General features: G+C 58.1%; 3 protein-coding genes. All 3 read right to left on the reverse strand.

Features of this window, described 5'->3' with window-relative positions; genetic code table 11:
- A partial coding sequence (locus J8I87_RS43630) for a tyrosine-type recombinase/integrase (protein WP_209938829.1) occupies positions 1-869 on the reverse strand: 869 nt, incomplete at its 3' end.
- Complete coding sequence (locus J8I87_RS43635; protein ID WP_245254621.1) at positions 866-1,798, reverse strand: tyrosine-type recombinase/integrase; 933 nt, start codon at positions 1,796-1,798, stop codon at positions 866-868. The genes J8I87_RS43635 and J8I87_RS43630, both read right to left, overlap by 4 nt.
- A 40-nt stretch (positions 1,799-1,838) precedes the next feature.
- A complete protein-coding gene (locus tag J8I87_RS43640; RefSeq protein ID WP_209938831.1) occupies positions 1,839-3,095 on the reverse strand; it encodes a tyrosine-type recombinase/integrase in 1,257 nt (418 codons plus the stop codon).
- Positions 3,096-3,235: the final 140 nt, after the last annotated feature.

Genomic DNA, 3,235 nt, shown 5'->3' on the forward strand with positions numbered 1-3,235 from the left:
ACATCGACGTGACCGAGGAAGTCGCGGATGATCTCGAGCGGCACGCCACTTTGCAGCAGGTGCATTCCCTTTGTGTGTCTCAGACTGTGCGGACTTACCCGCTGCGTGAAGTCGGGGTGACTTCGTCGTACAGGAATCACATACTTCTGCAGGAGATACCGCACACCCGAGCGCGATAACCGTGTGCCGCGCCGGTTCTGGAAGAGTGGTTTGTCGGCGTGTTCAGGGCGATCGAGGTTGTTGTCGCGTCGATGCTGGCGTAGCAGTTCGACTGTCGAGTCCATCAGCGGCACGGCGCGTAGCTTTCGCCCCTTTCCCATGAGCCGCACCTGCGATGGAGTATCCAGGCGCACGTCCCCGGCGTTCAGGTCAATCAACTCCTGCACCCGGGCACCGGTGTCATAGAGTACGCTCAACATCACTGCGTCCCGGCGGCCCTCAGTCGTACGTAGGTCCGGTTGAGCGAGAAGCTGTGCAAGGTATTCCCTGGAGAGGTAACCGACGCTGGGGCGCGGCTGTCGCCGCAGCGGAATGGCGAGGACCTGCTGGCATTGAAACAGTTGCTCGGGTACTTCCGACTGTACGTAGCGGAAGAACGCGTGCAACGCAGCGAGGCGATGATTCTGCGTGCTGACCGAAACGTGCCGGTCATTGGTCAGGTGATCAAGGAATGCCTCGACCAGGGATACGTCGATTTGCGCCAGAGACAGGCGCTCCAGTGCGATTCCCCGCACGTCGCGACAGAATCGCAGCAACAGGGTAAAGACGTCGCGATAAGCCTTGATCGTGTTGGGGCTCAGGTTGCGCTGGGCAGTCAGATGGTGCGTCAGGAAGCCGGTCACGAGCATTGAGAAATCCGTTGGTTTCATGACTTATTCCTCCGCGGGATGACATCCCCAAAGGCGGCGTTAGTACGTACCGTGATCTCCGGAAACAGTTCGGCAATCAGATGCAGGTAGGTCTGCGTTCCGGCAAGGGATTGATGTCCCATGTAGGTCGCCAGTACCGGGAGCTTCGCATTGAGGTCAGCTCCCTCCTGGCACCACCGAAGCAACGCATGCACGGCAAAGGCGTGACGAAGATCGTGTACGCGCGGCCCCTTGCCTCGACCGGCATGCGCGATTCCACAGCGCAGCAGCAGGTCCCGGAATACCCAATACACAGCTGAGAGGCTGTACGGGCCGCCGGATGGAGAGGAGAAGAAGTAGGCATCGGACGGGCGATCGCCCATGACTTGTGCGTAGGTTCGAAGGCGCTGTACCAGCGGCAAGGCTGGTGGGACGAGCCTGTCCTTCGAAAATTTGCCATCACGCACGGTCAGGATCCCCCGTTCGAGGTCCACATCGGCCACGCGCAGATGCAGCACCTCGCCAAGTCGCAGGCCGCAGCCATACAGTAGCCGGAATACTTCCGGCATGACGAGATGCCGCATTGGAGCGCGTGCAGTCGGTGTCAGCTGGTCGACCGCGTCGAACAACCGGCTGATCTCGGCGTGGGTCAGAATGCGTGGTGAGAAACCGTCGTCGTACCTTACCAGCAGCGATCGGTCCGGCACATCGGCAGGATATCCCAACCGGCACATGAACAGGGCGAATTGGCGAACCGCGCAGATACGATGATAGTGGGTGCCCCTGCGCTCGTGGGGTTGTTTGGAAAGCCACTTGCGGCTGATGGAGCGCGGCAGCTCGCATTCCGATAGTGCTTCATCGCTCAGGAAGCGATCAAAGCGAGCCAGCAAGCGAGCGGCCTCATCATAGCGGTAACCACACGCCCGCTTCTCCTGAACAAACTGTTCCATGAGTGAGCCGACAGGACTTCGGAACTGCGCGTTGAATGATCTACTCGACATGGCGCACCTCTTCGGTGTTCAGCGCGGCAGTGCGTAGGGTTTCCACGTCGGCCTTCGCGTAGATCAACGTCGACGTCGTCGTCGCATGCCCCAGGATGTCGCCGATGACTTGAAACGGCGTCTGTTCATGGAGCAGCCGTGTCGCGAGTGTGTGGCGTAGCGAGTGCAAACCATGGCGTTGTGGAGCCCGAAAATGAATTCCGGCGAGGGCCTTCCAATACTCGACGATGTGATACAGGTTAGCAGTCTCACAGAAAGGTCGGAACGGCACATTCAATGTGAGGAACACTTCTCGACGATCCGACTGAGGACGCCCCGATCTCAGATAGTCAATCAGCGCTTCGCCAACTTCTTCCGTTAATGGCAAACATAGAGGTGCAAGCGTCTTCGACTGCTTAACCTCTATCGAAGCCGTTTCCCACTTCAGATCGTCGATAGATAGTGTTCGAATGTCACTCACTCGCAATCCGAGGCGAGCGGCCAGCAGAAGGATCGCGTAATCGCGTTTGCCTTTGGGCGAGGTGCGATCAACGACTTCGAGCAACCTGACCAGGAGTTCCGGTTCCCAAACCGATGGCACAGTCGCATCGCGGGGAACATGAACCACCGGCAATACATGGCCGAGATCCCGCTGCAGAATTCCTCGCAGCAGAAGAAACTGCAGAAAACTACGCACATCCGAAACGATTCGCGAAACTGACTTCGCAGTCTGGCGATGTTGCGAGGTCACGAATGCGCAGAGATCGGCTGGCTGTATCTGATCGAAAGACGTGATGTTCCTCGAACCGAGGAAATCCGCGAATATCACGATCTCCCGCATCCGCACGCGAATGCTCGATGGGCGAAGATGACGGCGATCCCGACAGTACAGTTCATAGTTACGCAATGTCGCGCTCATGAGCGCCGGGACCTGGAGCTTCTGCATGTCGGTGACGGGGCGCTCAATGTGCCCGTCACGTGCGAAGTCCTCCAGGACCTTGAGGGCAAACACGATATGCCGTTTCCAGGAGTTCGGGCATTCACCCTCACGCATCTGATTCGCGGCGCAAAACTGCTTCGCAAGTTCTTCGGAGTACTCATCCACCTGGCTCATGTCGTGGCAAAACTCCACGAAATGTCTCCAGACTGCGCGATAGCGATCGAGCGTTCGTCGGCTGTAGTGAAGCCCCTCCAGTTCGCCCACGGCACCAGCGACGAACTGCTGCAACGGCAGGTGGCTTGCAACTTGTTGAGTTGACTTCTCCATGATCGAACTCCTTACAAAGGCGATCCCGATGGCCGCCAGGAGCCCATCATGAAACCTTATGTGCAGTAGTTCAAACCAGGCGCCTTGCTCACGAAGCGTTTGACGTTGCTACTCTACATAAAGATCTACAGCCGGTAATA

This window comes from Paraburkholderia sp. LEh10, assembly GCF_017814945.1.
In the GTDB taxonomy this organism is placed as follows: Bacteria; Pseudomonadota; Gammaproteobacteria; order Burkholderiales; family Burkholderiaceae; genus Paraburkholderia.